The following is a 24914-nucleotide window of genomic DNA, read 5'->3' on the forward strand; positions in this document are numbered from 1 at the left end:
CCGCTCCGCGCCCCCGCATGGGGGAACGCGACGCGGCGATCCGAAGAAGAGAACTCGGGGACTCGGCTGATCAGGGACGGCGGAGCGCGTCCTCGGCCCCGCCGCCGCCGAGGAGGGCCTGCACGCCGTCCACGTCGGTGCGGACGGTCTGCTCGATGCCTTCGAGGAGGTGCTTGCCCAGCCGCTCGGGGTCGGGCAGTTCGATCGGGTATTCGCCGTCGAAGCAGGCCCGGCACAGCCGGTCCTTGGGGATGGTGGTGGCCTCGACCATCGCGTCGAGCGAGATGTAGGCGAGCGAGTCGGCCCCGAGGGACTTGGCGATCTCGTCGACCGAGAGACCGTTGGCGATCAGCTCGGCCCGGGTGGCGAAGTCGATGCCGAAGAAGCACGGCCACTTCACCGGCGGCGAGGAGATCCGCACGTGCACCTCGGCCGCGCCGGCCTCGCGCAACATCCGCACCAGGGCACGCTGGGTGTTGCCGCGCACGATCGAGTCGTCGACGACGACCAGTCGCTTGCCCTGGATGACCTCGCGCAGCGGGTTGAGCTTGAGCCGGATGCCGAGTTGCCGGATGGTCTGGCTGGGCTGGATGAAGGTCCGGCCCACGTAGGAGTTCTTGACCAGGCCGTTTCCGTACGGGATGCCGGACTGCTCGGCGTAGCCGATCGCGGCCGGGGTGCCCGATTCCGGGGTCGGCATGACCAGGTCGGCGTCGACCGGGTACTCCTGGGCCAGTCGGCGGCCCATCTCGACCCGGGACGCGTAGACGCCGCGGCCGGCGATCGTGGTGTCCGGGCGGGCCAGGTAGACGTACTCGAAGACGCAGCCCTTGGGCTTGGCCTCGGCGAAGCGTCGGGTGCGCAGGCCGTGCTCGTCGACGGCGATCAGCTCGCCCGGCTCGATCTCGCGGATGAACGAGGCTCCGACGATGTCCAGGGCCGCGGTCTCGCTGGCGACCACCCAGCCGCGCTCCAGTCGACCGAGCACGAGGGGCCGGATGCCCTGGGGATCGCGCGCGGCGTAGAGCGTGGTCTCGTCCATGAAGACCAGCGAGAAGGCGCCCTTGACCTCGGGCAACACCTGCATCGCGGTCTGTTCCAGGGACAGGTCCGGGCTGCCGGCCAGGAGCGAGGTCAGCAGATCGGTGTCGCTGCTGGCCTCGATCCGGCCCTGGTACGGGTATTTCAGTTCGCCGCGATCGGGGCCCTGCTCGGCAACCAGACGGGACAGCTCACCCGTGTTGGTGAGGTTTCCGTTGTGGCCGAGCGCGATGCTGCCGGTCGCGGTTGCCCGGAAGGTCGGCTGGGCGTTCTCCCAGACCGACGAACCGGTGGTCGAGTAGCGGGCATGGCCGACGGCCATGTGCCCGCGGAGCGAGCCCAGGGTGGTTTCGTCGAAGACCTGGGAAACCAGGCCCATGTCCTTGAAGACCAGGATCTGGGATCCGTTGCTCACAGCTATGCCGGCGGATTCCGTTCCGCGGTGCTGCAATGCGTAGAGACCGAAGTAGGTGAGTTTTGCGACCTCTTCGCCGGGGGCCCAAACGCCGAAGACGCCGCAGGCATCCTGCGGGCCCTTCTCGCCGGGGAAGAGATCGTGGTTGAGTCGTCCATCGCCACGTGGCACGTGATCGAGTCTACGACAGGGCCGGATCGATCGCGGATCACCCCATCAGTGGCAGGTATCCGGACAAGTCGCTGCGTTCGCCACTGGCCAGCACCCGACCGTCCTCGATCGCGTCCGCCCAGGTCAGGCGGCCGGTGGCGAGGCGGATCCAGGTCCTTGGGTCGGTCTCGACCACGTTGGGCGGAACGCCCCGAGTGTGCCGGGGGCCTGTGACGCACTGCACTACGGCGAACGGCGGGACGCGGACCTCGACCGAGTGGCCGGGCACCCGGGTCGCCAACGCGTCGGCCAGCGCCCGGACCACGGTGCCCAGTGCGTGCCGGTCGTGCGGGAACGGCTCGCCGAGGGCGCGTTCGAGGTCGTCGGCGTGCACGACACCCTCGACCAGGCGGGTGACGAGCATGTCGGCGACGCGCATCGGGCCGATCCGGGTGATGGTGACCCGGGTGTCCGGGACGCCGTCGAGGGCGGCGATCGCGGCGTCCGCGTAGTCGGCGGGGGTGTGGCCGGCCTCGGCCATCTCGTCGGCGAGGGAGGAGATCACGGCGGCGTACGCGGAGGTGCCGTTCGCCCACTGCTCGACGGTGATCACCGGGCCGTTCGGGACCGGCTCGGCGAGCCAGCGCGGCACCGCCTGGATGCTCGCGGCCAGGTGGCCGACCAGGTTGGCGGTGGACCAGCCGGTCAGGTCGGAGGGAGCGGCGAGTTGGGCGGGGGTCAGCCGGGCCGTGACGTCCACGATCGCCCGCCACTGGGCGATCAGGGCGGCACGCACCTTGATCGGGTCGACCTTGCGGGGGCGGGGGGCGGCGGGGCGGCTGGTCATGGGTGCAGGTTAGAGCGCGCGGCCGAGAGCGAGTAGGCGATTCGTTTCTGCACAGATTCGGCGGGTGCTCGCCCGACCCGGCGCCGAATCGGTGACGCTGGGCGCATGAGCAATTACGGGGATCCCGGCCGGGTCGACACGATCGCGGCCGAGTTGGCGACGGCCACCGAGCGGGTGCGACCCGGGCCGGTCGTCGCGGCCGACTGGCACGGCGGCGCGGCGGACGCCTTCGCGGTGCGCGCGCAGAGCTGGCGGCGGGAGTGTGCGGCGACCGAGCCGGCCGTGCTCGCGGTGGTCGAGGCGCTGCGGGCGCACGCGGGGGCGATGCGGGCCGCGCTCGCTCGGATCGCGGCCAACGAGCGGGCCGCCCGGGAGGCGGCCGGGCCGGGTGCGCACGAGCACTTTCCGGCCGGCGGCAGCGCGGCCTGGTTGGACGAGCGATGGGCGCCGCGATGAGCGGCGGGTTCGCCGCCGTACCGGGCGCGCTGGTGGCGCTCGCGGGGCGACTGCGCGCGGTCTCCGGGGAGGTGTGGGCGCTGCGCGAGCGCGTCGCGGCGGTCGACGTGGCGGCGAGTCGGCCGCTGGCGCCGCAGACCTTCGAGGCGGTGCGCGCCCGGCTGCGCGAGGCGGTGGAGACGTTGGATCGGGCCGAACGCACCGGGGTGGATCTGGCCGATCGCTTGGCGGAGAACGCGCGGGCGTACACCGAGGTGGACACGGCCGCGGCGACCCGGTTGCTGGACCTGGTCCCGGCCGGCCCGGCTCCCCCGCCGCCGGCCGCCGCCTCGGTCCGGGTCGCCGAACCGCCGTTCACGCTGCCCGAGGTCTACGACGGGCCGGTCACGGTCCGGCCGATCGGCCGCGGTGCGGGGATCACCCGGCTCGCGCCGGTCGCCTCGGTCACACCGGGCTCGGCGGCGGCGTCGAGTGGGGAGGCGATCGTGGCCCGCGCGAAAGGATGGGCCGACCTGCGCCTGGGTTACAGCATGAGCGGGCTGCACGACGGCTACCGCACGGACTGCTCGGGACTGGTCTCGATGGCCTGGGGCCTGCCGCCGCCGGGACTGACCACGGTGACCCTGCCGGAGGTGTCGCACCCGATCGGCCGGGACGACCTACAGCCGGGCGACATCCTGCTGAACACCGCGCCCGGGGCGGCCGGACACACGCTGATCTTCGCCGGGTGGGCCGACGCGGCGCACACGACCTACCACGCGTACGAAGAGAGCGGTGCCAAGGGCGCGCACTACGGCACCGTCCCCTACCCGTACTGGCCGGGGCACGGCACGTTCCGCCCCTATCGGTTGGGGCGGTAGCGCCCGATTCGGGAAACCCGGGAGGCCCGTGCGGTGTGCGTAGGGCACGTCGCACGGGCCTCCCGGGGGTGCTCGGCTCAGCCGAACAGGTTCTTCAGGGTTCCCTCGTGGGCGGCGCGCACCTCATCCAGCGCCACCGTGAAGTGGCCCTGGAAGTCGAGCGTGTCACCGTCGACCACGCCGATCCGGGCGCACGGCAGGCCGCGTACCTTGCACATGTCGGCGAAGCGCAGTTCCTCGCTCCGCGGCACCGCGACGATCGCCCGGCCCGCCGACTCGCTGAACAGCGCGACGGTGGGGTCCAGGTCCTCCGCGAGCACCACACGCGCGCCGTGGCCGCCGGCCAGGCACGCCTCGACCAGGGCCTGGGCCAGGCCGCCGTCGGCGAGGTCGTGCGCGGCGTCGATCATGCCGTCCCGCGAGCCCGCGATCAGGATCTCGGCGAGCAGCCGCTCGCGCTCCAGGTCGACCTTCGGCGGCAGGCCGCCGAGGTGGTCGTGGGCCACCTGGGCCCAGGCCGAGCCGGAGAGTTCCTCGTGCGTGTCGCCCAGGAGCAGGATGATCTGCCCCTCCTCGGCGAAGCCGATCGGCGTGCGCCGCTCGACGTCGTCGATCACCCCGAGCACGCCGACCACCGGTGTCGGGTGGATCGCCGTCTCGCCGGTCTGGTTGTAGAAGGACACGTTGCCGCCGGTCACCGGCGTGCCCAGGATCTGACACGCGTCCGCGAGACCGCGGGTGGTCTCGGCGAACTGCCACATCACCGCCGGGTCCTCGGGCGAGCCGAAGTTCAGGCAGTCGGTGACGGCCAGCGGCTTGGCGCCGGTGGTGGCCACGTTGCGGTACGCCTCGGCCAGCGCGAGCTGCGCGCCGATGTACGGGTCGAGCTTGCAGAAGCGGCCGTTGCCGTCGGTGGCGAGGGCCACGCCCAGGCCGGTCTCCTCGTCGATCCGGACCATGCCGGAGTCCTCCGGCTGGGCCAGCACGGTGTTGCCGAGCACGTAGCGGTCGTACTGGGCGGTGACCCAGGACTTGTCCGCCAGGTTCGGCGACGCGACGACCTTCAGCAGGGTGGCCTTGAGCTCCTCGGCCGTGCCCGGGCGCGGCAGCCGCTCGGCGGCGTCCGCCTGGAGCGTGTCCTGCCACTGCGGGCGGGCGTACGGACGCTCGTAGACGGGCCCCTCGTGCGCGACCGTGCGCGGCGGCACGTCGACGATCTGCTCGCCGTGCCAGTAGATCTCCAGCCGGTCGCCCTCGGTGACCTCGCCGACGACAGTGGCGATCACGTCCCACTTGTCGCAGATCTCCATGAAGCGGGCCACGTGGGCCGGCTCCACGACCGCGCACATGCGCTCCTGCGACTCGCTCATCAGGATCTCTTCGGGCGAGAGCGTGTGGTCGCGCAGCGGGACGGTGTCCAGCTCGACCCGCATACCGCCGGAGCCGGCCGAGGCCAGCTCGGAGGTCGCGCAGGACAGGCCCGCGCCGCCGAGGTCCTGGATGCCCGCGACCAGGTGCTCGCGGAACAGCTCCAGGGTGCACTCGATCAGCAGCTTCTCCTGGAACGGGTCGCCGACCTGGACCGCCGGGCGCTTGGCCGGGCCGTCCGCCTCGAAGGTCTCCGAGGCCAGGACCGAGACGCCGCCGATCCCGTCGCCGCCGGTGCGGGCGCCGTACAGGATCACCAGGTTGCCCGCGCCGGACGCCTGCGCGAGGTGGATGTCCTCGTGCTTCATCACGCCCACGCACAGCGCGTTGACCAGCGGGTTGCCCTGGTAGCAGGGGTCGAAGACGACCTCGCCGCCGATGTTGGGCAGGCCCAGGCAGTTGCCGTAGCCGCCGATGCCCGCGACCACGCCGGGCAGCACACGCCGGGTGTCGGGGTGCTCGGCCGCGCCGAACCGCAGCGGGTCCATCACCGCGACCGGACGGGCACCCATCGCCAGGATGTCGCGCACGATGCCACCGATGCCGGTCGCGGCGCCCTGGTAGGGCTCCACGTAGGAGGGGTGGTTGTGCGACTCGACCTTGAAGGTCACGGCGTAGCCCTGGCCGACGTCGACGACGCCGGCGTTCTCGCCGATGCCCACGAGCATCGCGTCGTTCTCGGGCATCTTGTCGCCGAACTGGCGCAGGTGCACCTTGCTCGACTTGTACGAACAGTGCTCGGACCACATCACCGAGTACATCGCCAGCTCGGACGAGGTCGGCCGACGGCCGAGGATCTCCCGGATGCGGGTGTACTCGTCCGGCTTGAGGCCGAGTTCGGCGAAGGGCTGCTCGACCTCGGGGTGGTCGAGCGCGTTCTTGACGGTGTCCAGGCTCATCAGGCGTTCACCAGGCGCTTCAGGATCGAGGTGAAGAACGGGAGGCCCTCGGTCGTGGGACCGGTCAGCGGCTCGACCGCGTGCTCGGGGTGCGGCATCAAACCGACCACATTCCCGGCGGCGTTGCTGATCCCGGCGATGTCGCGGCGCGATCCGTTCGGGTTGACGTCGAGGTATCGCGCGATCACGCGGCCCTCGGCCTCCAACATGTCCAGGGTGCGCTCGTCGGCGACGAAACCGCCTTCACCGTTCTTGAGCGGAACGGTGATCTCCTGCCCCTGCGCGAAGTCCGAGGTCCATGCGCTGGACACGTTCTCGATGCGCAACTTTTGATCACGGCAGATGAAGTGCAGGTGATCGTTGCGGGTGAGCGCACCCGGCAGCAGGTGGGATTCGCAAAGAATTTGGAAACCGTTGCAGATGCCCAATACCGGAAGGCCGGCCTGCGCCTGCTCGATCACCGATTCCATCACCGGCGAGAAGCGCGAGATCGCGCCGCAACGCAGGTAGTCACCGTAGGAGAATCCGCCGGGCAGGACGACCGCGTCGACCTGCTGGAGGTTCTTGTCCTTGTGCCACAACGCGACCGGCTCGGCACCGGCGATACGCACCGCACGCAGGGCGTCACGGTCGTCGAGCGAGCCGGGAAAGGTGACGACGCCGACGCGGACCGTCACTTCCCCTCCTCCTCGACGCGGACCACGAAGTCCTCGATCACGGTGTTGGCGAGGAACGACTCGGCGGCTTCGCGGATGCGGGCGAGGGCGGCCTCGTCGACCGGTCCCTCCAGCTCCAGTTCGAAACGCTTGCCTTGGCGGACGTCGGTGATTCCGTCGAATCCCAGCCCCGGCAGCGCGCGCTGCACGGCCTGCCCCTGGGGATCGAGGATTTCCGGCTTGAGCATGACGTCGACGACGACGCGTGCCACAGGCACTCCCACTGTGATGGTTCGGGCCGGGCCGTATCCGGGATACGGGGGTTCGGACCCTGCTGCTGGATCGGGTCGGTCGACGCCGGCACCCGATGGATCGGCGGTATCAGGGTACCGGCCGCCTCCGGGGGACCGCCCCAACGCCAAGTTATCCACAGCTTTGGGGTTGTCCACAGGCGGGTTCGCCGGGCCTTGATGTCAATAAATCGCCTCTAAACGGGCAATGTTCCCCGCCGGGTCGTCCCGGGCGGCCGGGCCGCCCGAATGTTGTCCACAGGCTGTGGATCCAGGGTCGTCCGAGCGACGGACACGCCCGCCCGCGCGCGGCGAGAGGAATATCTCGCGTATCGTGAAAACGAATCGCCGACCGGTAAATTAGCGCTTACCGAACCGAAGAAGAGCGGACCACACCGCGACGGTTCGCGTTTAGCGCTTAGACTCGGCAATGTAGTTTTGTTTTTCGCCTCGGTGCTATCACCCGAGAGGACACCGCCATGGCCCAGCGTGTAGTCGTCAGCCTGCACGACGACATCGACGGAAGCGAGGCCACGGAAACCATCCGTTTCGGCCTCGACGGCAAGTCGTATGAAATCGACCTTTCGGAAGAGCACGTTCAGCAGATGCGGGGCGCGTTGGCGCCTTATCTCGCGGTCGCCCGGCGCACCGCGCGCACGGGAAAGCCGTTCCGGCAGACGACCGTCACCTCCGACCCCGCGGCGGTACGGGCCTGGGCCCGGGCGCGGGGCATGGACGTACCCGCCCGCGGGCGTATCCCGGCCCGCGTCTACGCGGAATTCGAGGCCGCCAACACGGCCAACTGAGGACGCGGCCCACCCGACCCCCGTCCCGCACCACAGGAGGGACGGGGGGCGGGGCTGCGAAAGAACTTTCCCGGACAAAGCCAGACATCCGTAACGATCCGACTTCGGAGCGTACTTGGCACCTCCGAGGGTCCTATAGAGTTCTCTTGCACCCGGGAAACCGGGGAACACACGCAGGCGTAGCTCAGTGGTAGAGCGCCCCCTTTCCAAGGGGGAGACGCAGTGTTCGATTCCTGTCGCCTGCTCTGCTCGATCCCCCGAACCCGAGGTTGGTGGCAACCACCTCCGCGGATCGGGTAGGGTTGGGACACAACGCGGGGCCGAAACCCCGAGTCGTGCGGACGTGGCTCAGTTGGTAGAGCATCACCTTGCCAAGGTGAGGGTCGCGAGTTCGAATCTCGTCGTCCGCTCCATGCGAAGGCCGGATCACCTGGGTGATCCGGCCTTTTTGCTGTGCGTGGGGCATTCGCGCGGACATGCGGATGGATCGGCACGCGATACCGCCGAACCCCGATGGGGTCCGGCGGTGTCGGGGATGCCGGTCAGGCCCAGCGCCGGCCGGTCAGCCGTTCGTACGCCTCGACGTACTTCTCGTGCGTACGCCGGACGACCTCCTCGGGCAGGGCGGGCGGCGGGGTGTCCGCCGCGCGGTCCCAGCCGGACTCGGGCGAAGCCAGCCAGTCGCGCACGTACTGCTTGTCGAAGGACGGCTGGGCGTGCCCGGGCTGCCATTCGTCGGCCGGCCAAAAGCGAGACGAGTCGGGCGTGAGCACCTCGTCGGCCAGCACGAGGCGGCCCTGCGGGTCGAAGCCGAACTCGAACTTGGTGTCGGCCAGGATGATCCCGCGCTCGCGGGCGATGTCCCTGGCCCGGCCGTAGACGGCCAGCGTGGCCCGGCGCAGCGTGGCGGCCAGCTCGGCGCCGTGGTGCTCGGCGACGTACTCGTACGAGACGTTCTCGTCGTGCTCGCCGACCTCGGCCTTGGTGGCCGGGGTGAAGATCGGCGCGGGCAGTTCGGAGCCGTCGGTCAGGCCCTCGGGCAGCGTGATCCCGCACACCGTGCGCTCGGCGCGGTATTCCGCCAGACCGGATCCGGCCAGGTAGCCGCGCGCGACGCACTCGACCGGCACCATGTCCAGGCGCCGGCACACCAGCGCGCGACCGGCCCAGTCGGCGGGGGCGCCGGCCGGTACCTCGGTGGAGATCACGTGGTTGGGATACAGATCCGCGAGCAGTTCGAACCACCACAGCGACATGCTGGTGAGGATCCGGCCCTTCTCCGGGATCTCCGGGTCCAGGACCCAGTCGAAGGCCGACATCCGGTTGCTCGCCACCATCACGAGGTTGCCCTCGGCGTCGGTGTACAGATCACGCACCTTGCCGGTGTGGATGTGGGTCAGGCCGGGAACCTCGACCGGCTCGGGCTTGGTGACGAATCCGCTCACTGAAACCAGCACTTTCTCGGGTCGTGGACTCGCCGCGTCTGCGCCCGGGCGAGGCGAGCCGAGTCTTTCACGGCCCCGGTCGAGGCCGGTATGCGCGGGCTTGGGTGGGGGCGTGCCGGACACGGCCTAGGCGGCCGAGCCGCCCGGGTGGACCGGTTCGCGGGTGGGGATGCCGATGCGGGCCAGCCAGGTGCGCAGCGGGGCGTCGTTGCCCTCGTCGACGGCGCGGGTGATCAGCGTCGCCAGGTCGACCGCCCGGCCCGCCCCGTCGACCAGGACCGGGCCGTCCAGCCAGTCCACCGCCGGGCGCATCCGACCGGTGTCCAGGGCCGCGCAGGCGACCACCGCGAACAGGTGCTCGGCGGCCTTGCGGCGGCCCTCGTCCGGATCCCGGCGCAGCACCGCCAGCGCGTCGTCGACCGGGGCCGCGAACGCCTCGGCCCGGGCCCGCCAGACCGGCTCGATGACCGCCTGCGGGTAGTCCGTCCAGCGGACCGGGTCCGGGGTCGGGTTGTCCGCGAAGATGCCCGCCGCGAGGCGGGAGATCTCGCCGTCCATGCCGACCGGGTCGACGAGCAGGTCGCTGGCGGGCCGCTCGGCCAACCGCGCCCCGAAGGCGTCCGCGAGTTTGTCCCGCCGGGACAGCTCGGTCAGCGCCGACACCACGCCCGCCATCAGCGCGTCCGGGCGGCGCCCGATCGTCCAGGCGGGGGCCGCGAGCCGGGTCAGCAGCCGGTCCCAGCCCGCGTAGGCCAGGCCGACCTGTTCGTGCGCGGCGGCGCGCAGCTCCGGCTCCAGCGGGATGGCCAGTGCCGCCGCGCCGACCGCGATCTCGCGTTCCATCAGCTCGGCGTGCCCCTGGCACAGGCCCAGCAGTTGGCGGGCGAACGCGCGGGAGACGCGGCGTGCCGGGCGCAGCGGGAGCGGGCCCGGTGGACGGCGCACATCGGCGACGGCGTCCAGCCTGCGCACCCAGCGCCGGGCGCCCGCGACGGCCGGTTCGGCGGATGCCTCGGTGCCCGCCACGACCGGGGCGAGCAGGGCGCGCAGCTCGCCCACCCGCAACCACCACAGGAACGGTGCGCCGATCACCAGCACGGTGCGTCGGGCCCGTCGGGGATCGGGTTCCAGCCAACTGTCACATTCCGGGCACAACCGGATGCCGTCGGGCGTCGGGACGCGCAGTTCCTCGGCCAGTTCGCGCACCATCGTGTGCAGTTCGGGGGCGTCCCCGGGGTCCAGCGTGATCGCCGGGACACCGGTCCTGCGCACCAGCGCGAGGTCGAGCGCGACCCAGGCGAGCACGGTCACCAGGGCCACCGCCGAGACGGCGAGCAGCGTTCCCGGGGCGCTTGCGCCGTAGCTGCGCGAAGCGCCGTACAGCAGCAGGCCGGCGGCCGTGAGCGCGGCCAGAACGGCGCCGTTGCGCACCCACAGCACGGCGCGCGCCCGTGCGCGCGCCTCGGCCAGCGCCAGTGGTTCGGCCGACTCGCCCACACGCATCGCCCCCATCCGATCCTGGATCCGGGGATCACTCGTCCGGGTCGTCGGTCACGACCCGCGGTGCTCGCACGATAATGCGACGAGTTCCGGTGTTCAGCCCCTTCGGGCCGAACACCATCCCTGCGGGTGAGATCCGGGGCCGGACGGCTGCGTGTGTTCGAGCCGACCGGTGAGGACTGCGAACGGCCGAATTCAGCCGTTCGCGACCCCGCCGGCGACGCTGATCTCGCCGCGGATCGCCTTGGCGGCGATGTCGGTGCGATGGTGCGAGCCGGGCAGGCCGATCAGCGCGACACCCTCGTAGGCGCGTTCGCGGGCCTGTTCCAGGGTCGCACCGGTCCCGGTCACCGAGAGCACCCGGCCGCCGGAGGACAACACCTCGTCGCCCTCGCCGCGGCGGGTGCCGCCGTGCAGGACGTAGGTGTGCGCGAGCTTGGCCACCTCGGCCAGGCCCTTGATCGGGTCGCCGGTACGCGGGGTGGCCGGGTAGTTCTCCGCGGCCACCACGACGGTCACCGCGGCGCCCTCGTGCCAGCGCAGCGGCTCCAGCTCGCCCAGGCGGCCGGTGGCGGACGCGTGCAGCACGCCGGCCAGCGGGGTGGCCAGGCTCGCCAGCACGACCTGGGTCTCCGGGTCGCCGAAGCGGCAGTTGTACTCGATCACGCGCGGGCCGCGCGAGGTCAGCGCCAGGCCGATGAACAGCACGCCCGAGAACGGGGTGCCCCGGCGGCGCATCTCGTCCACGGTGGGCTGGGCGACGGTGCGCACCAGGTCCTCGGTCAGGCCCTCGGGGGCCCACGGGAGCGGGGTGTAGGCGCCCATGCCGCCGGTGTTGGGACCGGCGTCGTCGTTGCCGACCCGCTTGAAGTCCTGGGCGGGCTGCAGGGCCACCACGTCGTTGCCGTCGCACAGCACGAACAGCGAGACCTCGGGGCCGTCCAGGAACTCCTCGATCACCACCCGGTCGCAGGACGCGGCGTGCGCGCGGGCGACGTCGAGGTCGTCGGTGACCACGACGCCCTTGCCGGCGGCGAGGCCGTCGTCCTTGACCACGTACGGCGGCCCGAACGCGTCCAGCGCGTGCTCGGCCTCCTCGGGGGTGGTGCACACGTAGCTGCGCGCGGTGGGCACGCCGGCCGCGGCCATCACCTCCTTGGCGAACGCCTTGGAGCCTTCCAGCCGGGCGGCCGTGCCGGACGGGCCGAAGCAGTCGATGCCGCGGGCACGCACGGCGTCCGCGACCCCGGCGACCAGCGGCGCCTCGGGGCCGACGACGACGAGGTCGACGCCGAGCCGCTGCGCGAGGTCGGCCACGTCCCCGGCGTTGAGGGCGTCGACCTGGCGCAGCTCGGCCACCTGGGCGATGCCGGCGTTGCCGGGCGCGCAGTAGACGGCGGAGACCGCGGAGTCGAGGGAGAGCGAGCGGCACAGCGCGTGCTCACGGGCACCGCTGCCAATCACGAGGACCTTCACACCGGCAGCCTAGTGGGGTGCGCCACGAGCACCGAACTCAGGCGAAGACCACCATCGCGCCCAGCGTCACGCTCTCCTGCGCGGCGGCGTACAAAGTCGCCCACACGAAGCGCTCGCGGGCGAACGGCGCGCCGTCGTAGGTGGGCGTGGGGCGGGGCGGGTCGAGCAGGTCCACGCCGATGTAGGGGGCCAGGTCCTCCAGCTCGCGCAGCATCCCCAGGCTGGAGCCCAACGGGCCGCCGTCCTCGGGCAGCGGATCGTCCATCAGCGGCTGCGGGAAGTCGACCGGCAGGTAGGCGCCCGCGTGGTCGTAGTGCCAGACCAGGTGGGAGAACTGGGCGGCGGCCTCGAAGGTCTCCAGGAGGCGGTCGTAGTCCTCGCCGAGCTGCTCCACCGGGGTGACCGGGAACCCCGTGCGGTGCAGCAGGTAGGCGCGCCGCAGGTAGTGCAGCGATTCGTGGTCGAACGCGCCCGCCAACCGCACCTCGGCGGTGCCCGGCTGCCACGTGCGCACCGGCACCGCCGGCAGGCCGTTGCCGACGAGTGCGGCGTCGTAGGCGGCCAGTTCGTCGCGGAACGGATTCTCCGGGTTGTGACACAGCGCGTCCACCAACGGAACGAGCCAGACGTCGCAATCCACGGTGCAGCTCCCGGTCTTGTCGGTGCGGGTGGCGGGTCAGGGCGCCACCGTACCGTCCTGGGGCAGGGCGATCGTCAGCGCGCGTCCGCCAGTTCGCGGGCGAGCCGGCGACCGACCGAGGTGTAGTCGCGCATCAGCGCCATCGCCGCCTCCGCGTCGCGCCGCGCGACCCGGTCGGCGAGTTCGCGGTAGCGGCCCCAGCCGGACGCGGTCGGCGGTGCGTCGCGCAGGTAGGGAACGATGTACATCCAGGCTTGGACCCGCAGCACGGCGAGCACGTCCGCGAGTCGGCGATTGCCGCTCCAGCGCCCGAGTTCGCCGAAGAAACGGCGATCGAGCAGGGCCACCTCGGACACGTCGCCGTTCCAGCGCGCGGCGTCGAGTCGATCGCCGAGCGCGCGCAGCGTGGGCATCGCCTCCTCCGGCGCGGTGCGCGCGACCCGGCCGATCAGCGGCACACCGAGCAGTCGACGCGACTCGACGATCTCGGCGAAGTCGGTCCAGGTGAAGGTGCACACCTGGAAGCCTCGGTGGTGGCCGCCGAGCAGCAGCCCCTGCGCGGCCAGTTGGATCAGCGATTCCCGTACGGGGGTTGCCGAGACGCCGAAGCGTTGTGCGGTCTCGTTGACGGTGAGCGAGGTACCGGCCGGAAGCCGCCCGGTCACCAGGTCGTCGCTGAGCACCTCGGCGATCTCCTGGCGCAGGCTGATCCGCCGCAACGGGGCGCTCGCGCCGATCGGATCGGCGCCGAGAAGCAGGCCGCCGTCTAAAACACTGCCCTGTGCCGACTGCACGCGGTCTCTTCCCGCCGGCCGTCGACGCCGTCGCGCCGACGGGCATCCGTGCGATCAAGTCGATCGCGTCGATCATATGAACGGATATCCGATTTGGGGAGCAACGTGCCCATCCGATTTCGCCCGCAACGTCGGGAGTTGCACGTAAGGATCATGTAACAGCGGGCCCCGCATGCCGAAAAGAGCCGTACCCGCACCGGTCGGGGTGCGGGTACGGCTCGTTCGCGCAGGCGGTCGGCGGGTGCCTACTCGCAGAACGCGTCCGCGACGGTCAGTGCCTCGTCCAGGATGGCCAGGCCCTCCTTGACCTCGGCCTCGGTGCTCGTGCACGGCGGCACCACGTGGGTGCGGTTCATGTTGACGAACGGCCACAGGCCGCGCGCCTTGCAGGCCGCGGTGAACTCGTTCATCGGCTGCGCGGCCGGGCCGGCGGCGTTGTAGGCGACCAGCGGCTCGCGGGTCTCCTTGTTCTTGACCAGCTCGATCGCCCAGAACACACCGAGACCGCGGACCTCGCCGATGCTCGCGTGCCGTTGGGCCATCGCGCGCAGTTCGGGGCCGATCACGCTCTCGCCGAGCCACTTGGCGTTCTCGACGATCTTCTCCTCGCGCATCGCGGTGATCGTCGCGACGGCGGCGGCGCACGCGAGCGGGTGACCGGAGTAGGTCAGGCCGCCGGGGAAGGGGCGCTCGCGGAAGGTCTCGAAGATGCGGTCCGAGATGATCACGCCGCCGAGCGGGACGTATCCGGAGTTGACGCCCTTGGCGAAGGTGATCAGGTCCGGCGTGACGCCCCAGTTGTCCACCGCGAACCACGCGCCGGTGCGGCCGAAGCCGGCCATCACCTCGTCGGCGATGAAGATGATCCCGTACTTGTCGCACAGCGCCCGGACCCCGGCGAGGTAGCCGGCCGGCGGCACCAGGATGCCGGCGGTGCCGACCACGGTCTCCAGCACGATCGCGGCGATGGTCTGGGCGCCCTCGAAGACGATGGTGTTCTCCAGGTGCGCCAGCGCGCGCTCGCACTCCTGCGCCTCGCCGTCCGCGTGGAACGCGGAGCGGTAGGCGTACGGGCCCCAGAAGTGCACGATGCCGGACACGCCGGTCTCGTTCGGCCAGCGACGCGGGTCGCCGGTCAGCGCGATCGCGTTGGCGGTGGCGCCGTGGTACGAGCGGTAGGTGGAGAGCACCTTGTGCCGACCGGTGTGCAGGCGCGCCATCCGGATCGCGTTCTCGTTCGCCTCGGCGCCGCCGTTGGTGAAGAAGACCCGGTCGAGGTCGCCGGGGGCCAGCTCGGTGATCAGCCGGGCGGCCTCGCTGCGGGCGTCGTTGGCGAAGGCCGGCTGGATCATGCACAGCTTGTCGGCCTGGGCCTTGATCGCGGCGACGACCTTGGGGTGCTGGTGACCGATGTTGGTGTTGACCAGTTGGGACGCGAAGTCCAGGTATCGGTTGCCGTCGTAGTCCCAGAAGTAGGAACCTTCGGCGCCCGCGACCGCCAGCGGGCTGATGAGCCCCTGTGCGGACCAGGAGTGGAAGACATGGGCGCGGTCGGCGTCGTAGACGGCCTGCCCGGCCGCCGGGTCCAGAGTGCTCATGCGGTCACCCTACGGCCGGACAAACGCCGCTCGAAGCGTCAGGTTGTCAACGATCACGGGCCCCGGCCGACAGTGTGTCGGCCGGGGCCCGGGGGGGGTTTCGCCGTCTCCGCCCGCCCGCTACTTGCCGCGGAGCAGGCTGTTGATCTCGATGGTCTGCGTGCGGCCGGGGCCGACGCCGATCGCCGAGATCGGGGCGCCGGACATGTCCTCCAGGGCCCGGACGTACGCCTGCGCGTTCTTCGGCAGATCGTCGAACGTCTGCGCGCCGGTGATGTCCTCGGTCCAGCCGGGGAGCTTCTCGTAGATCGGCTTCGCGTGGTGGAAGTCGGTCTGCGACATCGGCAGTTCGTCGTGCCGTACGCCGTCGATGTCGTACGCGACGCAGACCGGGATCTCCTCCCAGCCGGTCAGCACGTCCAGCTTGGTCAGGAAGAAGTCGGTCAGCCCGTTGACCCGGGTCGCGTAGCGCGCGATGACCGCGTCGAACCAGCCGCAGCGCCGGTCGCGACCGGTGGTCACCCCGCGCTCGTGGCCGATCCGGCGCAGCGCCTCGCCGTCCTCGTCGAAGAGCTCGGTCGGGAACGGGCCGGCCCCCACGCGCGTGGTGTACGCCTTGAGGATGCCGATCACGCCGGTGATCTTGGTCGGGCCGATGCCGGATCCGGCGCACGCGCCGCCCGCGGTCGGGTTGGAGGACGTGACGAACGGATACGTGCCGTGGTCCACGTCCAACAGCGTGCCCTGGCCACCTTCGAGCAGGACGACCTTGCCCTGGTCCAGGGCCTGGTTCAGGACCAGCGTGGTGTCGGCGACGTACGGCTTGAGCTGCTCGGCGTAGCCGAGGTATTCCTCGACCACCTCCTCGACCCGCAGCTCGCGGCGGTTGTACATCTTGACCAGCATCTGGTTCTTGTCCGACAGCGCGCTCTCGACCTTCTGGGTCAGGATGCCGACGTCGAACAGGTCCTGGACGCGGATCCCGACCCGGTTGATCTTGTCGGCGTAGGCCGGGCCGATGCCGCGCCCGGTGGTGCCGATCCTGCGCTTGCCGAGGAACCGTTCCGTCACCTTGTCGAGGGTGCGGTGGTACGGCGTGATCAGGTGCGCGTTGCCCGAGATGATCAACTTGGAGGTGTCGATGCCGCGTTCGACCAGGGTGCTGATCTCGTGCAGCAGCACCCCCGGGTCGACCACGACACCGTTGCCGATGACGGGCGTGCACTCGGGCGTGAGGATGCCGGAGGGCAGCAGGTGGAGGGCGTACTTCTGATCGCCGATGACAACGGTATGGCCGGCATTGTTGCCGCCCTGGTACCGGACCACGTAGTCGACGGATCCGCCGAGCAGGTCGGTAGCCTTCCCCTTGCCCTCGTCTCCCCATTGGGCGCCGACGAGTACGAGTGCGGGCATGAGGCGTACACCCCTTCCAGGCGGGGCATGTTTGACAACGGGAGCCCCGGACGGTCCAAGCCCCTTGACGCGGTGCGCGGCAAGGGGCTCTTGCGGGGAGAGGTTACCTGAGGAAGGACGACCGGTGTCGGCCGAGCGCTCGCTGCTCGTGATCACGGACCCTGCGGCTCGCTCGGCGGACGGCGAATCCGTCCGGGTCGCGCTCGATGTTCTGCGGGCCTGCGCCCCCAGCAAGATCGTCATTCCCACGGACACCGCCGACCTGCAACGCGCCCTCGCGCGGCGCGGTCGTCGGCGTGTCGTGGTGATCGGCGGAGAGGCCGGAGTGCACGCCGTGGCCCGGCTGCTCGATCGTGCGGGCGAGCTCGGCGACACACCCCTGGGCATCGTCCCGGTGGACACCGGGAGCGGCCACGGACTGGCCGAGGCGTTGGGCCTGCCGACCGAGCCCGCCAAGGCGGCGCGGGTGGCGGTGGGCGAGAACGAACGTTCCTTCGACCTGATGTCGGACGACCTGGGCGGGCTCGCGCTGCGCTCGGTGCGGATCGGTCACGGGGTGCGTGCGACCCGTCCGGCGCCGGTACGGCCGGCCATCGGGCGCGGCTGGCGCGGGTTGGTCGACCAGGCCGTGCGGAGCGTGTCGAGCACCGTCGGCGCGGCCGTGGGGCCCTCGGGTCACCGGCTGCGGATCGAGGCGGACGGGTGTGTCGTGGCCGACATGGATCGGCCGGTGTTCTCGGTGCATCTGGGATGCGACGGCGCGGCGACCCCCGGGGCGAAGATGACGGAAGTCACGTCGAACGGACCCGGCGGGGGCGACGGATCGAGCGGCACGAACGGGTCGAATGGTACGAAGAGCGCATATCGCACGGACGGCGTTCGCGGTGCCGGGCTGGCGAGCGTGATGATCACCGGGCATCCGGGGGCGGTCCGGTTCGGCGCGGCCCAGGCCCGCGACGCGCTCGTGCAGTTGCGGGCCCACGAGATCACCGTGTGCGGTCGCGACTTCACCTACGCGGCGGACGGCATGGCGACCGGACCGGTACGGCTGCGCACGTGGACGGTGCGGCCGACGGGCTGGCGGCTGTTCGTCCCGGCGTAGCCCCGCAGGGCGGCCGAACGCCGGCCGGGCCGGGAGCATCCGGTCCGGCCGGCGTTCGAGGCATCTCGACCGAGGGTCGGGTCTCAGCCTTCGAGCGCGTCCGCACCCGCCGGGCTGCTGTCCCGCAGGAAGATCGTGCAGCGCGAGTACTCCTCTTCCTCGCCGATGGCCCCCGCCGCCCGCGCCAGCGCGTGCAGCGAGCGCAGGAAGCCGCGGTTGGGCTCGTGCTCCCACGGCACCGGGCCGTGGCCGCGCCAGCCGGAGCGCCGCAGGGCGTCCAGGCCGCGGTGGTAGCCGACCCGGGCGTAGGCGTAGGACTCGATCACGTTGCCCTTGGCGAACGCGTCGTCGGCCAGGTCGGCCCACGCGAGCGAGAAGGTCGGGAACTTCGCGGCCACCTCGGCCGGCGGCACCCCGTCCACGAGCAACGCCAGCGGCTCGGCTTCCTCGGGCAGGTAGGTGGGGTCGGGTCCGCCGAAAAGGTTCTGATCGATGGTCATGGTCCCCATGATTGCCCATCGGGACCGAATGCCCGGCACGACGCGAAGCCCGCGACCTCGTGGTCGCGGGCTTCGGCGGTGCGGGTGCGGCAAGCGGGGCGGCTACTTCAGCCGGGTGCCCGCGGAGCGCAGGTCGCGGCAGGCCACGACGACCCGGTCGGCCATCCCGGTCTCGGCCGCCTTGCCGTACGAACGCGGGTCGTACAGCTTCTTGTTGCCGACCTCGCCGTCGACCTTGAGCACGCCGTCGTAGTTGCGCAGCATGTGGTCCACGACCGGGCGGGTGAAGGCGTACTGGGTGTCGGTGTCGACGTTCATCTTGACCACGCCGTAGTCGAGCGCCTCGCGGATCTCCTCCAGGAGCGAGCCCGAGCCGCCGTGGAAGACCAGGTCGAAGGGCTTCTCCCGGCCGTGCTTGGCGGCGACCGCGTCCTGGATGTCCTTGAGGATGCTCGGGCGCAGCTTCACGTTGCCCGGCTTGTACACGCCGTGCACGTTGCCGAACGTCGCGGCCAGCATGTACCGGCCCTTCTCGCCCAGGCCGATCGCCTCGACCGTCGCCAGCGCGTCGGCCGGGGTCGTGTAGAGCTTGTCGTTGATCTCGTTGTCGACGCCGTCCTCCTCGCCGCCGACGACGCCGATCTCCAGCTCCATGATGATCCGCGCGTCGGCGCACTTGGCGATCAGCTCGCGGGCGATCTCGAGGTTCTCGTCGAGCGGTACGGCCGAGCCGTCCCACATGTGCGACTGGAACAGCGGGTCCTGGCCCTTGGCCACCCGCTGCGCCGAGATGTCGATCAGCGGGCGCATGAACCCGTCGAGCTTGTCCTTGGGGCAGTGGTCGGTGTGCAGGGCGATGTTCACCGAGTACTTCTCCGCGACCACCTTCGCGTACTCGGCGAACGCGACCGAGCCCACGACCATGTCCTTGACGGTGGTGCCGGACAGGAACTCCGCGCCGCCCGTGGACACCTGGACGATGCCGTCGCTCTCCGCCTCGGCGAAGCCACGCAGCGCGGCGTTCAGGGTCTGGGACGAGGTCACGTTGATCGCCGGGTAGGCGAATCGACCGGCCTTCGCCCGGTCGAGCATCTCGGCGTAGACCTCGGGAGTTGCGATGGGCATGCGTCTGCTCCTCGTTGCTCGGCCAAGCGGTGATATGAGGGTTTCGGACACGGATGGCCGTATCCCCGCTTGCCGCCCATCCTGGCAGACCACCCCGAACGACACCGCATCCCGCCCTCCCCGTTCGGGGGACCGGATGCAATATCTGACGGAGCGTCAGTTCGGCATGCGGGTGGCACCGGGCTCTCGGGAAACCTCCGCACGAAATTTCCCATCGGACGCAACCATCCCATTGGAAGCGCGTCTTAGGCATTGAGAGCAAGCGGGGACGCGGCGGGAACGACATGCGGGGCCGAGCGGCACCGGCCTTCGTGACACCCGAGCCCCGGTTCATCCTCGTTTCTTTTCCCACAACCTTCCCCAAGGGACACCCCTGTCATGCGCGTGACCGTTATGAACACTTTTGGCAAGAAGGCGGCCGCGGTCGTCTCCACCGCCCTGCTGCTGGGCGTCGGCCTGCCGCTGGTGCCCGGGATGGCGGGCACGGCATACGCCTGCGCGGGCGCCGACGCCGACGCCGGGGCCAAGACGCCCGACAACCCGAAGCAGGCCACCGACGCCGCCGCGAAGAGCGGCTCCGACAAAGGGGGTTCCGCCGCCGGCGCACCGGCGCGCGCCGCTTCGACCACCGTGACGACGGACTGGTCGAAGGTGGGCATCCAACTGAGCGGGGTGCCGACCCGGGTGACCCGCGAGCGGTTGGTGCACGCCCGGATCACCGTGGTCAACGGCTCGGGCACGCAGACGGGCCGGATCCCGGTGGCCGTGTACTTCTCCGTGGACGGGAAGTCGAGCCTGGACCCGAACCCGCCCAAGGGCAGCACCGAAAGGTACGCGGCCAAGCCGGCCGACGTCGCGGTGAGCTACTCGTACGCGGGCGTCACGAGCAAGCTCTCGCTGCGCCGCGAGTGCCAGGGCGTACTGGCGGGCCGATTCGCCCTGAGCGGACGCGGCGCGCCGGGTACCCGCACCACGATCGACCTGGCGTTCACGATCAAGTCCTCGCTGCCCGCCAACGCCGTGCACAGCCACCTCTCGGCCTCGATCGACGTCTCCGACCGGCAGCCACGCAGCGAGTTCGCGTACTTCGACGTGCTCGACAACGCTAGCCCGTCGACCACGCCCTCCACGAAGCCCACCACCAAGCCGTCGACCAAGCCCTCCACGAAGCCGTCGACCGAGCCGGAGCCCACCGCCACGCCCTCGACGAAGACTTCCGTCGAAGCGACGGATGCGGCGGCCACCACCTCCGGGGCGCAAGCCGCCGACCGGGCCGAGCTCGCGAAGACCGGCGGCTCCATGGTCGCCCCGCTGGCCTCCGCCGGAGCCGTGCTGGTCCTCGTCGGAGGTGCCGGACTCGCCGTGACACGGCGTCGTCGCGTTCGGAACTGAACCGGCGTGGCGGCGAACTGAGCCGTGGGGAAAAGAACTTCGGGCGCCCACGCAACCCTTCGGGGGGCGGGGCGTCACCAGGACACAAGCTGTGCGCGGAGGGTGGGGGCGGTTTCATGACAGCGAAGGGGGCGGCGGAGCTGTGGCGCTGCTGAGCATGCCGGCATTCGGGGGCGACCAGCAGTCGTCCGGCTCCCCATCGGAGGAAACGACGTCGCCCGAGATACCGCGTCGGTCGCGATTTCGGATCCTCAAGGGTGGCAGTGAGGAACCGCCGGCCCGCCCGACGTTGACCGAGCTGTATCACGCCCAACGGCTCGGCATGGTCCGGCTGTCCATCCTGCTGGTCGACGACCTCGGCACCGCCGAGGACGTCGTCCAGGACGCCTTCACCGCGCTGTACCGACGCTTCGGCGAGGAGTTGGAGGACGTCGACAACGCGCTGGCGTACCTGCGCACCTCGGTGGTCAACCTCTCCCGTTCCGTGCTGCGCCGTCGGCGTACCGCCCGCGCCTACGTGCCGCCACACGAACCCGACGCCTCCTCGCCCGAGGACGCGGTGGTCCTGTCCGAGGAGCATCTACGGGTGCTCGGCGCGGTGCAACGCCTGGCCCCGCGACAGCGCGAAGTGCTGGTGCTGCGCTATTGGTCCGATATGACGGAGGCCCAGATAGCCGAGACCCTCGGGCTTTCCCGTGGAGCGGTGAAGTCCACGGCAAGCCGTGCCATCGACGCCCTGGAAAAACTCATGAAGGACGAACAGTCGTGACCGAACGCGATGCGCGCGACGAATCGATGGAGGATCTGCTGCGCGCGGCCCTGGCCTCGCGCGCGGACTCCGTCACGCTCGGCTCGCTGCGCCCGCCGGGACCGCCCGGGTCGGTGCGCGAGCACCGCAGCCGGCGCCACACGATCGGCATCCCGCTCGCCATCCTGGCCACCGTGGCTGCGGCCTTCGGCGGGGTGTCACTGGTCGGCGCGCCGGACACGAAGACCAGCGCGCCGATGCAGTCCCGGGTGCCCTCGCCGCTGCCCACCCAGAGTGTGCGGCCGACCCCCACCACGACCGTCGCGACGCCGGAGCGGACCACCACGGCGCCGGGCGCGCAGTCGCCCGAGGCACCGGAATCGGACACCCCCGAGACCGGCCGGGCAACGCATACCCGGGCTTCGAGCCGACCGCCGTCGACGCCCCCGACGAGCGAGCCGCCCGGTTTCCTGACCAGGCCCAGGTCCCCCGACGTCTCGGCGATCAAGTTCGCCAGGCAGCCGTCCTGGACGGTGGTGCGCGAGGACGCCGCACACCAGTGCGTGCTCGCGAACGCGAAGTATGCCGGGGACTGCCTGGGCCACGGCGCCTGGATCAACGTCCAGCCGGTGCCGGACCCGTCCGGCCTGTGGCCGTCCGACCCGTTCGTGGACACCGATGCCGGCGCGTTGACCCAGCCGCTGTGCCTGCGCGACGGCATGGTGGTCACGCCGCCGCCGACCGGAGCCGTCTCGGTGCTGGACACCAAGTCCACGGTCACCGTCGCGGGATATCCCGCGAAGTACCGCTCCTGGACCGTCACCTGCGCCGGCGTCGGGTCCTACCAGGTCCGGCTGTGGTGGCTGGTCGAACAGGGGGTGTACGTGCACACGACCGGGCTGCCGGCCGGTGACGACATCGCCGATCGCATCGTCGCGTCCCTGGACCTCTCCGGCTTCAAGGCCCCCGCGGGAGGCTGAACCCCGTCCTCGGCGGCGCCGTGTCGACGGCGCCGCCGAGCGGGTCGGCGGCGGGTCAGCGCTGCTCGGCCACCTTCTGTGCCGCCTTGCGCGCCGCCACCAGGATCGGGTCCCACACCGGCGAGAACGGCGGCGCGTAACCGAGGTCCAGCGCGGTCATCTCCTCGACCGTCATCCGGTGGGTGAGCGCCACCGCCGCGGTGTCGATCCGCTTCGCGGCGCCGTCCCGGCCGACGATCTGCACACCCAGGAGCCGGCCGGTGATCCGCTCCGCGATCATCTTGACCGTCATCGAGCGCGCACCCGGGTAGTAGCCGGCCCGGCCGGTGGACTCGATGGTCGCGGTGACGAACTCGTAGCCCGCGGCGGCGGCGTCCTTCTCGCGCAGCCCGGTCCGGCCGATCTCCAGGTCGCAGACCTTGCTCACGGCGGTGCCCACGACGCCGGGGAAGGTCGCGTAGTCGCCGCCGATGTTGGTGCCGATCACCCGGCCGTGTTTGTTCGCGTGGGTGCCGAGCGCGATGTGCTGCCGCCGGCCGGAGACCAGGTTGAGCACCTCGACGCAGTCCCCGCCCGCCCAGATGCCGTCCGGGGTGACCCGCATCCGCAGGTCGGTCTGCAGACCACCGCTCGCGCCCAGCGGCAGGCCCGCCGCGCGGGCCAGCTCGGTGGCGGGACGCACGCCCAGGCCGAGCACCACGATGTCCGCGGGGAAGCGGCCGTCGTCGGTCAGCACGGCGCTCGCGCGACCGTCCACCAGCTCGATCTCCCGGGCCTCGGTCTCGGTCACCACCTCGATGCCCAGACCCTCCATCGCCTCGTGCACCAGCGCGCCCATGTCCGGGTCGAGGGTGGACATCGGGTGCGCGGAGCGGTCCACGACGGTGACCCGCAGACCCTTGTTCACCAGCGCCTCGGCCATCTCGATGCCGATGTAGCCGCCGCCGATCACCACCGCCGTACGGTGCTCGGGAGCCAGCCACTCGATCAGCTCGCGCGCGTCGTCCAGGGTCTGCACCCCGTACACGCCGGGCGCCTGGATGCCCGGCAGCGGCGGACGGATCGGCACCGCGCCGGTGGCGAGCACGAGTTGGTCGAAGCCGATCCGGTCGGCCCGCCCGGTACCCAGGTCGCGGACCGCCACCTGACGCCGATCCAGGTCCAATTCCTCCGCCTCGACCCCCAGGCGCAGGTCTATCCCCCGTTTGCGGTGCTCCTGCGGCGTGCGCGCGATCAGCGCGTCCGGGCCGTCCACCTCGCCGGACACCAGATAGGGGATGCCGCACGCGGAGTACGAGGAGAACCGGCCGCGTTCGAGCACGACGATCTCCAGGTCGTCCTCGCCACGCCGCCGTCGGGCCTGGGACGCCGCGCTCATTCCGGTGGCGTCGCCACCGATCACCACCAGCCGTTCGATGCCCACGTGCTACCCCTGACCGTGTGTGCGGATGTGTGTCTGCGTGTACCCGGGCACCCTCGCCGAGCGCACGATCCCCGCCGACAAGGTCCCGACCTGGTAATGATGCGGGGTTCCAGGCGGGGACGGGTGACGAGGCGCGCGTCGCGCGGACTACCCTCCAGAGGTGGAATTCCAAGCTGTCAACGTCCTCGACGCGACGTCCCTCATCTCGACGTTCGGACTCATCGGCATCCTCGCGATCATCTTCGCGGAGACGGGTCTGCTGGTCGGGTTCTTCTTCCCCGGCGACTCGATGCTGTTCCTGGCCGGCGTCGCCGCGTCCTCGTCGGCCGAAGAGATCGTCGGCACGTCCATCTCGCTGCCCTGGTTGCTCCTGGGCGCACCGCTGTGCGCGATCGCCGGCGCCCAACTCGGCCACTTCCTCGGTGCCCGGTACGGCACGAAGATGTTCAGCAAACCGGACTCCAAGCTGTTCAAGGCCGAGTACGTGACCAAGGCCGAGCAGTACTTCGAGAAGTTCGGCCCGGCCAAGGCCGTGCTGCTCGCCCGGTTCATCCCGATCGTCCGCACCTTCCTGAACCCCGTCGCCGGCGTCCTGGAGATGCCCGCGCGGACGTTCTTCGTGTGGAACGTCATCGGCGGCCTGGTGTGGACCGACGGAATCATCCTGCTCGGCTACAAGCTCGGCGACTCGATCGGCAGCAGTATCGACAAATACCTGCTGCCGGGGGTGTTCGTCATCGTGCTGATCTCGTTGCTCCCGATCATCATCGAGGTCATTCGCAGCAAGCGGGAGGCGAAGCGCGAAGCGGCGTCCTCGTCGTCGGGTAACTGAACACATACGCTGCGAAGCGGGGGGGGGCCACTTGGACCCCCCCCCGGTTTTGATGTGCGGGCGCGGGGCCTCAGAAACCAAAATAAAAAGACATGGGG

Annotated in this window: 23 protein-coding genes and 2 tRNA genes; 10 read left to right on the forward strand and 15 right to left on the reverse strand. The window is 70.9% G+C overall.

Annotated elements, in window-relative coordinates:
* Positions 1-70: 70 nt before the first annotated feature.
* On the reverse strand, positions 71-1627 hold the full coding sequence (gene purF / locus ACFXMF_RS28320; protein WP_360312117.1) for an amidophosphoribosyltransferase: 1557 nt from the start codon (positions 1625-1627) through the stop codon (positions 71-73).
* 37 nt (positions 1628-1664) lie between these two features.
* Positions 1665-2453 (reverse strand): sterol carrier family protein, encoded by a 789-nt coding sequence (locus ACFXMF_RS28325; protein ID WP_360312119.1) that lies wholly within the window; start codon positions 2451-2453, stop codon positions 1665-1667.
* Positions 2454-2558: 105 nt separating this feature from the next.
* Between ACFXMF_RS28325 and ACFXMF_RS28330 the strand changes: the two genes are divergently transcribed.
* The gene (locus ACFXMF_RS28330) at positions 2559-2909 is read left to right on the forward strand and encodes a hypothetical protein (RefSeq protein WP_379990525.1); all 351 of its coding nucleotides are present in this window, start codon (positions 2559-2561) and stop codon (positions 2907-2909) included.
* Positions 2894-3769, forward strand: coding sequence for a hypothetical protein (locus tag ACFXMF_RS28335; RefSeq protein ID WP_360312123.1), 876 nt, complete (start codon positions 2894-2896; stop codon positions 3767-3769). The genes ACFXMF_RS28330 and ACFXMF_RS28335 overlap by 16 nt, the downstream gene beginning before the upstream one ends.
* Positions 3770-3846: 77 nt before the next feature.
* On the opposite strand, the gene purL is transcribed toward ACFXMF_RS28335, so the two are convergent.
* From purL to purS, 3 genes are read right to left on the reverse strand one after another with little or no spacing between them, the layout of a single operon-like run.
* Complete coding sequence (gene purL / locus ACFXMF_RS28340; RefSeq protein ID WP_360312125.1) at positions 3847-6096, reverse strand: phosphoribosylformylglycinamidine synthase subunit PurL; 2250 nt, start codon at positions 6094-6096, stop codon at positions 3847-3849.
* Positions 6096-6773, reverse strand: coding sequence for a phosphoribosylformylglycinamidine synthase subunit PurQ (gene purQ / locus ACFXMF_RS28345; RefSeq protein ID WP_360312127.1), 678 nt, complete (start codon positions 6771-6773; stop codon positions 6096-6098). Before purQ ends, purL begins: the two co-directional genes overlap by 1 nt.
* A complete protein-coding gene (purS, locus tag ACFXMF_RS28350; RefSeq protein WP_360312129.1) occupies positions 6770-7024 on the reverse strand; it encodes a phosphoribosylformylglycinamidine synthase subunit PurS in 255 nt (84 codons plus the stop codon). The genes purQ and purS overlap by 4 nt, the downstream gene beginning before the upstream one ends.
* A 497-nt stretch (positions 7025-7521) precedes the next feature.
* Here purS and ACFXMF_RS28355 point away from each other — a divergent pair, with 497 nt between their 5' ends.
* From ACFXMF_RS28355 to ACFXMF_RS28365, 3 genes are all read left to right on the forward strand, one after another.
* Positions 7522-7848 (forward strand): Lsr2 family protein, encoded by a 327-nt coding sequence (locus ACFXMF_RS28355; RefSeq protein ID WP_360312131.1) that lies wholly within the window; start codon positions 7522-7524, stop codon positions 7846-7848.
* Positions 7849-8021: 173 nt separating this feature from the next.
* Positions 8022-8093: transfer RNA gene (locus tag ACFXMF_RS28360), tRNA-Gly, on the forward strand.
* Positions 8094-8185: 92 nt separating this feature from the next.
* Positions 8186-8261 (forward strand) — tRNA-Gly (locus tag ACFXMF_RS28365).
* Positions 8262-8390: 129 nt separating this feature from the next.
* Here ACFXMF_RS28365 and ACFXMF_RS28370 read toward each other — a convergent pair.
* The 7 genes from ACFXMF_RS28370 to ACFXMF_RS28400 form a co-directional block, all read right to left on the reverse strand.
* A complete protein-coding gene (locus tag ACFXMF_RS28370; RefSeq protein ID WP_379990526.1) occupies positions 8391-9293 on the reverse strand; it encodes a phosphoribosylaminoimidazolesuccinocarboxamide synthase in 903 nt (300 codons plus the stop codon).
* Between the two features lie 126 nt (positions 9294-9419).
* The gene (locus ACFXMF_RS28375; RefSeq protein WP_360312135.1) at positions 9420-10796 is read right to left on the reverse strand and encodes a hypothetical protein; all 1377 of its coding nucleotides are present in this window, start codon (positions 10794-10796) and stop codon (positions 9420-9422) included.
* 192 nt (positions 10797-10988) lie between these two features.
* Complete coding sequence (purD, locus tag ACFXMF_RS28380; protein ID WP_360312137.1) at positions 10989-12269, reverse strand: phosphoribosylamine--glycine ligase; 1281 nt, start codon at positions 12267-12269, stop codon at positions 10989-10991.
* A 37-nt stretch (positions 12270-12306) separates the two neighbouring features.
* On the reverse strand, positions 12307-12909 hold the full coding sequence (locus ACFXMF_RS28385; protein WP_355545100.1) for a hypothetical protein: 603 nt from the start codon (positions 12907-12909) through the stop codon (positions 12307-12309).
* A gap of 74 nt (positions 12910-12983) precedes the next feature.
* Positions 12984-13703: a GntR family transcriptional regulator gene (locus ACFXMF_RS28390; protein WP_360312140.1), complete on the reverse strand. Its 720-nt coding sequence runs from the start codon at positions 13701-13703 to the stop codon at positions 12984-12986.
* Between the two features lie 245 nt (positions 13704-13948).
* Positions 13949-15301, reverse strand: coding sequence for an aspartate aminotransferase family protein (locus ACFXMF_RS28395; protein ID WP_379990528.1), 1353 nt, complete (start codon positions 15299-15301; stop codon positions 13949-13951).
* A 120-nt stretch (positions 15302-15421) separates the two neighbouring features.
* On the reverse strand, positions 15422-16714 hold the full coding sequence (locus tag ACFXMF_RS28400; RefSeq protein WP_360312144.1) for an adenylosuccinate synthase: 1293 nt from the start codon (positions 16712-16714) through the stop codon (positions 15422-15424).
* A 124-nt stretch (positions 16715-16838) separates the two neighbouring features.
* Here ACFXMF_RS28400 and ACFXMF_RS28405 point away from each other — a divergent pair, with 124 nt between their 5' ends.
* Positions 16839-17816, forward strand: coding sequence for a diacylglycerol kinase family protein (locus ACFXMF_RS28405; RefSeq protein WP_360312146.1), 978 nt, complete (start codon positions 16839-16841; stop codon positions 17814-17816).
* 83 nt (positions 17817-17899) lie between these two features.
* Here the strand turns inward: ACFXMF_RS28405 and ACFXMF_RS28410 are convergent, their stop codons facing one another.
* Together ACFXMF_RS28410 and fbaA are read right to left on the reverse strand one after the other, a co-directional pair.
* Positions 17900-18316, reverse strand: a complete 417-nt coding sequence (locus ACFXMF_RS28410; protein WP_026219278.1) for a DUF3151 domain-containing protein — start codon at positions 18314-18316, stop codon at positions 17900-17902.
* A 102-nt stretch (positions 18317-18418) separates the two neighbouring features.
* A complete protein-coding gene (fbaA, locus tag ACFXMF_RS28415; protein ID WP_360312149.1) occupies positions 18419-19441 on the reverse strand; it encodes a class II fructose-bisphosphate aldolase in 1023 nt (340 codons plus the stop codon).
* A 378-nt stretch (positions 19442-19819) separates the two neighbouring features.
* Between fbaA and ACFXMF_RS28420 the strand changes: the two genes are divergently transcribed.
* The 3 genes from ACFXMF_RS28420 (at position 19820) to ACFXMF_RS28430 (ending at position 22561) form a co-directional block, all read left to right on the forward strand.
* On the forward strand, positions 19820-20833 hold the full coding sequence (locus ACFXMF_RS28420) for an LPXTG cell wall anchor domain-containing protein (RefSeq protein WP_379992050.1): 1014 nt from the start codon (positions 19820-19822) through the stop codon (positions 20831-20833).
* 157 nt (positions 20834-20990) lie between these two features.
* Positions 20991-21602, forward strand: a complete 612-nt coding sequence (locus ACFXMF_RS28425; protein ID WP_360312153.1) for a SigE family RNA polymerase sigma factor — start codon at positions 20991-20993, stop codon at positions 21600-21602.
* Positions 21599-22561, forward strand: coding sequence for a hypothetical protein (locus ACFXMF_RS28430; protein WP_379992048.1), 963 nt, complete (start codon positions 21599-21601; stop codon positions 22559-22561). The genes ACFXMF_RS28425 and ACFXMF_RS28430 overlap by 4 nt, the downstream gene beginning before the upstream one ends.
* Positions 22562-22616: 55 nt before the next feature.
* Here the strand turns inward: ACFXMF_RS28430 and ACFXMF_RS28435 are convergent, their stop codons facing one another.
* Complete coding sequence (locus ACFXMF_RS28435; RefSeq protein ID WP_379992046.1) at positions 22617-23984, reverse strand: FAD-dependent oxidoreductase; 1368 nt, start codon at positions 23982-23984, stop codon at positions 22617-22619.
* Between the two features lie 160 nt (positions 23985-24144).
* Here ACFXMF_RS28435 and ACFXMF_RS28440 point away from each other — a divergent pair, with 160 nt between their 5' ends.
* The gene (locus tag ACFXMF_RS28440) at positions 24145-24816 is read left to right on the forward strand and encodes a VTT domain-containing protein (protein WP_360312159.1); all 672 of its coding nucleotides are present in this window, start codon (positions 24145-24147) and stop codon (positions 24814-24816) included.
* Positions 24817-24914 lie beyond the last annotated feature (98 nt).

This window comes from Embleya sp. NPDC059213 (assembly GCF_042754445.1).
In the GTDB taxonomy this organism is placed as follows: Bacteria; Actinomycetota; Actinomycetes; order Streptomycetales; family Streptomycetaceae; genus Embleya.

What these genes read in the sequence shown, in the direction of transcription:
- ACFXMF_RS28425 (WP_360312153.1), top strand. Translation starts at nt 20,991, where the DNA reads ATGCCGGCATTCGGGGGCGACCAGCAGTCGTCCGGCTCCCCATCGGAG.
- ACFXMF_RS28410 (WP_026219278.1), bottom strand. Translation starts at nt 18,316, where the DNA reads ATGACCATCGATCAGAACCTTTTCGGCGGACCCGACCCCACCTACCTG.
- ACFXMF_RS28325 (WP_360312119.1), bottom strand. Translation starts at nt 2,453, where the DNA reads ATGACCAGCCGCCCCGCCGCCCCCCGCCCCCGCAAGGTCGACCCGATC.
- ACFXMF_RS28335 (WP_360312123.1), top strand. Translation starts at nt 2,894, where the DNA reads ATGGGCGCCGCGATGAGCGGCGGGTTCGCCGCCGTACCGGGCGCGCTG.
- ACFXMF_RS28375 (WP_360312135.1), bottom strand. Translation starts at nt 10,796, where the DNA reads ATGCGTGTGGGCGAGTCGGCCGAACCACTGGCGCTGGCCGAGGCGCGC.
- ACFXMF_RS28400 (WP_360312144.1), bottom strand. Translation starts at nt 16,714, where the DNA reads ATGCCCGCACTCGTACTCGTCGGCGCCCAATGGGGAGACGAGGGCAAG.
- ACFXMF_RS28330 (WP_379990525.1), top strand. Translation starts at nt 2,559, where the DNA reads ATGAGCAATTACGGGGATCCCGGCCGGGTCGACACGATCGCGGCCGAG.
- ACFXMF_RS28395 (WP_379990528.1), bottom strand. Translation starts at nt 15,301, where the DNA reads ATGAGCACTCTGGACCCGGCGGCCGGGCAGGCCGTCTACGACGCCGAC.
- ACFXMF_RS28355 (WP_360312131.1), top strand. Translation starts at nt 7,522, where the DNA reads ATGGCCCAGCGTGTAGTCGTCAGCCTGCACGACGACATCGACGGAAGC.
- fbaA (WP_360312149.1), bottom strand. Translation starts at nt 19,441, where the DNA reads ATGCCCATCGCAACTCCCGAGGTCTACGCCGAGATGCTCGACCGGGCG.
- purL (WP_360312125.1), bottom strand. Translation starts at nt 6,096, where the DNA reads ATGAGCCTGGACACCGTCAAGAACGCGCTCGACCACCCCGAGGTCGAG.
- ACFXMF_RS28420 (WP_379992050.1), top strand. Translation starts at nt 19,820, where the DNA reads ATGCGCGTGACCGTTATGAACACTTTTGGCAAGAAGGCGGCCGCGGTC.